The 6,000-nt window shown below is 27.1% G+C and carries 7 protein-coding genes; 4 read left to right on the top strand and 3 right to left on the bottom strand.

All coding sequences use genetic code 11. The annotated features are described in order from the left end of the window. Positions 1–202: 202 nt before the first annotated feature. Positions 203–1,198 carry a CRISPR-associated endonuclease Cas1 gene (cas1, locus tag EDC42_RS08300; protein WP_069575437.1) on the bottom strand — a complete coding sequence of 332 codons (996 nt, stop codon included), beginning with the start codon at positions 1,196–1,198 and terminating at the stop codon, positions 203–205. After that, positions 1,198–1,473, bottom strand: coding sequence for a CRISPR-associated endonuclease Cas2 (gene cas2, locus EDC42_RS08305; RefSeq protein ID WP_069575436.1), 276 nt, complete (start codon positions 1,471–1,473; stop codon positions 1,198–1,200). Before cas2 ends, cas1 begins: the two co-directional genes overlap by 1 nt. 330 nt (positions 1,474–1,803) lie before the next feature. On the opposite strand from cas2, the gene EDC42_RS09670 reads away from it, so the two are divergent. From EDC42_RS09670 to EDC42_RS08315, 3 genes are all read left to right on the top strand, one after another. Continuing rightward, on the top strand, positions 1,804–2,214 hold the full coding sequence (locus EDC42_RS09670) for a BRO-N domain-containing protein (RefSeq protein WP_233144905.1): 411 nt from the start codon (positions 1,804–1,806) through the stop codon (positions 2,212–2,214). Positions 2,215–2,378: 164 nt separating this feature from the next. Further along, the gene (locus tag EDC42_RS09675) at positions 2,379–2,594 is read left to right on the top strand and encodes a hypothetical protein (protein ID WP_233144904.1); all 216 of its coding nucleotides are present in this window, start codon (positions 2,379–2,381) and stop codon (positions 2,592–2,594) included. 381 nt (positions 2,595–2,975) lie between these two features. Continuing rightward, positions 2,976–4,058: a tyrosine-type recombinase/integrase gene (locus EDC42_RS08315; RefSeq protein WP_069575435.1), complete on the top strand. Its 1,083-nt coding sequence runs from the start codon at positions 2,976–2,978 to the stop codon at positions 4,056–4,058. Between the two features lie 902 nt (positions 4,059–4,960). Here the strand turns inward: EDC42_RS08315 and EDC42_RS08320 are convergent. Next, positions 4,961–5,515 carry a manganese efflux pump MntP gene (locus EDC42_RS08320; RefSeq protein WP_091699785.1) on the bottom strand — a complete coding sequence of 185 codons (555 nt, stop codon included), beginning with the start codon at positions 5,513–5,515 and terminating at the stop codon, positions 4,961–4,963. A gap of 143 nt (positions 5,516–5,658) precedes the next feature. Here EDC42_RS08320 and EDC42_RS08325 point away from each other — a divergent pair. After that, positions 5,659–6,000 (top strand): hypothetical protein (locus EDC42_RS08325; protein ID WP_211327353.1); only part of this gene is annotated, 342 nt, incomplete at its 3' end.

Raw genomic sequence — 6,000 nt, forward strand, 5'->3', positions numbered from 1 at the left:
ATATTAACACTACATATTTTTCCTTTTTATGCCCATTTTAATGTTTTATATTTCTTCTTTTAAAAATATTGTGAGGACTTCATTTTCATATAATATTTTAGTGTAGGTTTCCTCAAAATCCTTCATTTTTTTAGAAAATTAAAGCTTATTTTCCCTAATTTTGAGGACTTTAATTTTTAACTTAAAATTTAGCAACATTTCCTCACCATCTTAAATAAAATCCAATGAATTTTTCACCATACAATAATGCACTGACTAGATTTTCGCTCTGTTTTCTAATTAGATCGGAATATGTCACAGTTTCATCATTATATGTGATTGTGGAAAACAGTTTTTTAAGAATTTTATTTGCAATCAGTTTTCTCGCTTCTAGTTTTATTGTATTGTTCCTTTTATCCAAATCATTATTCGTAACCTGTTTTTTATTGATTAAACTTATCACGGTTTTATCAACAATTTGTTGTCTAAATGGCTCTATTAAATCAAACGTTAAACTTGTTCGTTTATCCATGTCATAATGCAGGAATCCGCAATATGGATCTAAACCGGCATACAATATGTTTTTTGTTATTTCACTTGCAAGGATTGCATAACCGTAATTCAGCATGGAATTTAAAAGGTCTGTTGGTTTTTTGGTTCTTCCATCAAATCCTATTTCTCCAGGTATGAAATATTTTATTGCCCTCCAGTATTCATTTGATGCCTTTCCTTCCAAGCCCATTATTTTCATCCTTATTTTTTCATTATCGCCATTTAAATTTATTTTTTCAAGTTCAGCTATCATTTCATCAATTTTTAACCTGTGATTGAATACCCTTTTTAGTTGTTTATTTTTATTTAGTGTTGTTAATGTTGCTTTTTGGTTTTTCATTTTACTTTTAATTAGCTCTTTTGATAATTCAAGACCCAGTGTATTTTCACTTAGCATATACTGCTGTTTTTTTAGCTTTACATTTCGCCAATCTGGTGATTCTAAAATATAGTTTAGCTGTCCTCTCGGATTAATGGCCATTAATTTGATATTGTTCTGCGCCATTAAATTTAAGGCATCAAACGTCACATATCCCTTTCCAGTGATTGTTATATCGGTAATCATGTTTGCCTTAATTGCATCAATAGTTTGTGAGTTTTCCTCTATTATAATCATGTTATCTTTTTTATGTATTGATTTATTATACCCATCTATTATTATTTTCATTAATACACCCTGTATAGATCATTTTGGAACTTTATTTCACGACCGCATGTTTCTTTTTTCAAGTAGCAATTTTGACATATCGGCATTATTAAAACACTGTCATAGTCTTTGATTATTGCGTTGATTTTTTCCACCAAATTATTTTGTTCCTTATTGTCCATCTCTCCTATATATAATTCATTTTGAATTTTCCTAAGACCCAGGCACTCAAAAACTCTTTCAATCTTTTCCCGGTTTGTTTTAAATTTTATATCAAAACTTACAAGCATATACATGAAATAAACTATATTGATGATATGCTTTAATTTTAATTGCTGCTGGGATTCCTATTTTTATCAACCATCTGTATTCATTTCACACACTTCCATATCTCCTGATTTTGGTTAAATAACTTTGTTTAAAACATAATGTTTTTAATTTAATATCGTAGAATTGATTATGTTTTATTAAATTTTATTGAAAATTGTATAATTTAATTAAATAAAAACTTTTAAATATATAATAATGCCATATTATTAAACGGAGTTTGGTTTTAAAAACAGAGATTCATCACCTACAACAGAAATAACGGATATTAAAATAACCCTTAAGGAGGAATTATTTAAATGAAAAATCGTGATTTTAAAGAAAATCAAGTCAAATTATTTCAGAATAAGAAAATAAGAACCAAATGGAATTCTGAAATAGAAGAAGATTATTATTTTTCGGTGATTGATGTTGTAGGAGTACTCAGTGAAAGTAAAAACCCCCGTAAGTATTGGAGTGTTCCTAAAACAAGATTAAACAGTGAAGGTGTTGAAGTGGCTACAATTTGTAGCCAGTTGAAAATGCCCGCTAAAGATGGTAAATTGCGCAAGACCGATGTTGCAAATTCCAAACAGTTATTCAGAATCATACAATCAATACCTTCACCGAATGCTGAACCATTCAAACAGTGGCTGGCACAGGTTGGAAGCGAAAGAATTAATGAGATAGCAGATCCCGAATTGGCGATTGAAAGGGCAATAGCCACTTAGAATGAGAGGTATTGAAATAAGAAAGGATTTAACCGGTGAATGGGATAGGTCAGGCGTTGAGAAATGATTGGAATATGCAATACTTACAGATGAAATTAGTAAATCTTCATTTGGATTAACCACCAAGCAGCACAGGCAATTCAAAGGATTGAAAAAGGAAAGCTATGACCAATGAGGAATTGGTTATTAATATGCTGGGCGAACTGGCAACTACAGAAATTAGTAAAAGCGAAAATCCTGAGGGTTTTAAAGAAAGTAAACTGGTGGCAAAACATGGTGGGGATATTGCAGGTAATGCCCGAAGAGAACTGGAGGCAAATACCGGTAAAAAAGTGGTAAGTAAAAAAACTGCAAAAAATCCTAATTTGTTGGATGAATAAAATTTTTTTTATAGTTTTAAATTGCAATAATGAATTATCGAATTTCATTATTCCCCTTTCAATTTTTTATATATAATTTCTCGATTTTGATTTTTGATTTTTTTAATAGATTTTGGCATTTCTTCTTAAAATTTCGTGATGGGTAAAAAAATCCAAAATCATTCAAAATCACCATTTTTGCATCGTATGATGTACATGTATTGGTTTACATACAACATTAAAATAAAAACTCGCAAATCATTCAAATTTTATATATAAAAATAACGTATATTTTATGTAATAATATACAGTTAAAAAGAAAAGATACGAAGTCTTTATATATTCATAAAATCAATAGTATAACAAGGGTTAGGTATAAAAATTTAGGAGGCAAAACAGCTTATGATTGAAGTTAATGAGCTAACGGACTACCTAGATGAATACTTAGAAGAAAAACAAGAGGTAAAAAACTTAACTGAAGAAACAATCAAGAAACAAACATTTAATATATCTAAATTTATTGAATATCTTGAAAATGAGGGAATTGATGAATTAAATAACAGTAATGTTAAAAAACAATTACGACATTATCGTAGATACTGTTTAAAACAACGTGGGAATAAAAGAACAACTGTTAAAACATATATGATGAATATCTTGGAATTTATCAATTCAGAAGATGTTCAGGAGGAAATACAACATGATCCTATTAAAATGAAGGATATTATTGAAGTTAAAGCAGAAGATCCTGAAACCGCTAAAAAAAGAATTGAAAAAATTTCCCTAACATGGCCACAATCTAATTTTTTCCTCGATACAATCAAACAAAGTGGTAATATAAGAGATTATGCAATTTGCAGAACTTTCATTGATTCTGGAATGAGGTTAAAAGAATTAGTTTTGCTAAACAAGGATGATATTCAAGTTCCGATAGATGATAATGGATTTTACATTTTACCAGAGGATACCAATGAGTTTATTGATGTTTATCTAAGAGCGGAAACCACTAAAGGTGAATTAAAAGATCGTACTACTTTTATAACCTATGATACTCTTGTTAGTTTAAATGATATGATGATGAATCGTATAACAAAACTTAGAAAAAATACTCATAATGTTTATCGTCCTGTTGTTCAGAGAAATAAGGCTGCTGAAGAAGTAAATCGTGAAGAACTGTTCACAAATATTAAAGGTAATCGTATTGGTAAACGTGGAGTTCAAGATATTATTAAAAAACATGCACGTGAATGTGATGAGAGAATTGAGAGTGAAGGAATTGATTGTCCTGTAAATTACGGCAAAAATGTTAGTGTTCACATTTTAAGACACACAGCTTTATCTCATTATGCTGAGATTTTAACAGTTGCCGAGGTTCAATCAATAGCTGGACATTCTAATTCTCAAACAACAGATAAATATATTCATATTGATCGTGAACAAATGAAACAAAAATTAAAAGTCAATTCTATGAGATTTAATAATTAATTGACTTCTTATCTTTTTTATTTTTTTGAAATTTAAAATTCTATTTTTTGATTTAAAATTAATAATTTTTAATGAAATTTAATAAAAAGTAGTAAAAACTGTATAAACTATGCTATTTCATTAGCTTGATATATATGGAACTGTTGATTTTACCCATTTTCTCATATATAAAATATGTATTAGTTGTATTATATGTAGTTTACATATAATACATCTTTTAGATTATGTGTAATATATATAATTTCCATATAATCATCAATTACATATTATATAATAAATATTATTAAGATAAAATATATATTAAATGTATTATTGGTATAATATGTATTAATACAATTATTTTAATTAATGTCTAATATTGTATATCTATATAATTATGTATTAATATATATTTATGTATTTTATAAGGAAATACATTTCCGACATATTAAATATTTCACTAACAGAATTCATAGTAAAGATAATGATTCTATGAAGTTATTTTTCGATAATATGTCTAAATATCTTATTTTTTCATTAATATTGCTTTATTTAAATGAATTGAACTTAATAATTATAATTTCATTTGTTTTAACTCATATAAATGTATATGCTTTCAAAAATTAATAAAATTTATTAAATTTTATAAAAATAATTTATTTTATTGATTTTCAGAAATTTCATGACGATTAATAAAACTTTTAAAAGTACTAAATTATAATGCTTCCATCTATATGTAACTATTCAAACTTAATGGTTTTCCCCATTATTCATGAATTTCATAAAACAAGACTATTTGTAACTTACTTAAAATTTGATAATATTAATAAAAAGTGAATTTGAAAAACTATAAATTATAAAAATATATAACAATAATGGAGTTTATGAAATGTTATAGTTTTATAAAAAATGAAAATGTTGGTTTAAAATCCTAAAAGAATTTTAATACCAATTAGTATGAGAATTACGCCACCAAGAATTTGAAATTTATCTCCAACAAAATGACCAATCTTTTTACCAATAAATATTCCAGAAACACTGAATATGAATGCAACTGCACCAATAATTATTGATGAGATTAAAATCGGATCTTTTAAAAGTGCAATTGCAATTCCCACAGCAAATGCATCAATACTTGTTGCAATTGCAAGTAATGTTACTTCTTTAAATGAAAAGACATCAGTAATCTCCTCATCATCTGATGATAAACTTTCACGAATCATATTTAATCCAATGCCTAAAAGTAAGATAAAACCAATAATTGATGCTAAGGTTTCAACAATTGATGCAATAGCATTACCGCAGAAGTATCCTAAAACGGGCATCAAAGCTTGAAAACCACCAAAAAATAAACCGTAATATAAAATCTGTGACTTTGATAGATTTTTTTGTGTAAAACCTTTTGTCATAGATACACTAAATGCATCCATTGCAAGAGCAACGGCAATTAATGAAATAGAAATAATATTAAAAGACATTAACCTAAAATCTATTCATTATTCTATTTAAAAGTATTCTAATCAATTATTCTTTAATACTTATAAAATCAGATATAATTATATATGATGTTTATATAAATTATACATATAATCTGATTATTACATATTAAAGATGTGATTTTATGAATGCAAAAAGTATATTTTCCATATTTGTTTTCTTTGTGATTCTTATAGCTTGTACTAATGTTGCTTTCGCATCAGAAAACATTGATGATTCAAAATTTAGTGAAGAATCTGATTTGGATGAAGTTGATTCTGATTTGGATGAAGTTGATTCTGATTTGGATGAAGTTGATTCTGATTTGGATGATTTAAATGATGATTCTGATTTGGATGATTTAAATGATGATTCTGATTTGGATGAGTTTGATGATGATTCTGATTTGGATGAGTTTGATGATGATTCTGATTTGGATGAGTTTGATGATGATTCTGATTTGGATGAGTTTGATGATGATTCTGAT

Source organism: Methanobrevibacter gottschalkii DSM 11977, assembly GCF_003814835.1.
GTDB lineage: Archaea > Methanobacteriota > Methanobacteria > Methanobacteriales > Methanobacteriaceae > Methanocatella > Methanocatella gottschalkii.

What these genes read in the sequence shown, in the direction of transcription:
- EDC42_RS09675 (WP_233144904.1), top strand. Translation starts at nt 2,379, where the DNA reads ATGACCAATGAGGAATTGGTTATTAATATGCTGGGCGAACTGGCAACT.
- EDC42_RS08315 (WP_069575435.1), top strand. Translation starts at nt 2,976, where the DNA reads ATGATTGAAGTTAATGAGCTAACGGACTACCTAGATGAATACTTAGAA.
- EDC42_RS08320 (WP_091699785.1), bottom strand. Translation starts at nt 5,515, where the DNA reads ATGTCTTTTAATATTATTTCTATTTCATTAATTGCCGTTGCTCTTGCA.
- cas2 (WP_069575436.1), bottom strand. Translation starts at nt 1,473, where the DNA reads ATGTATATGCTTGTAAGTTTTGATATAAAATTTAAAACAAACCGGGAA.
- cas1 (WP_069575437.1), bottom strand. Translation starts at nt 1,198, where the DNA reads ATGAAAATAATAATAGATGGGTATAATAAATCAATACATAAAAAAGAT.
- EDC42_RS09670 (WP_233144905.1), top strand. Translation starts at nt 1,804, where the DNA reads ATGAAAAATCGTGATTTTAAAGAAAATCAAGTCAAATTATTTCAGAAT.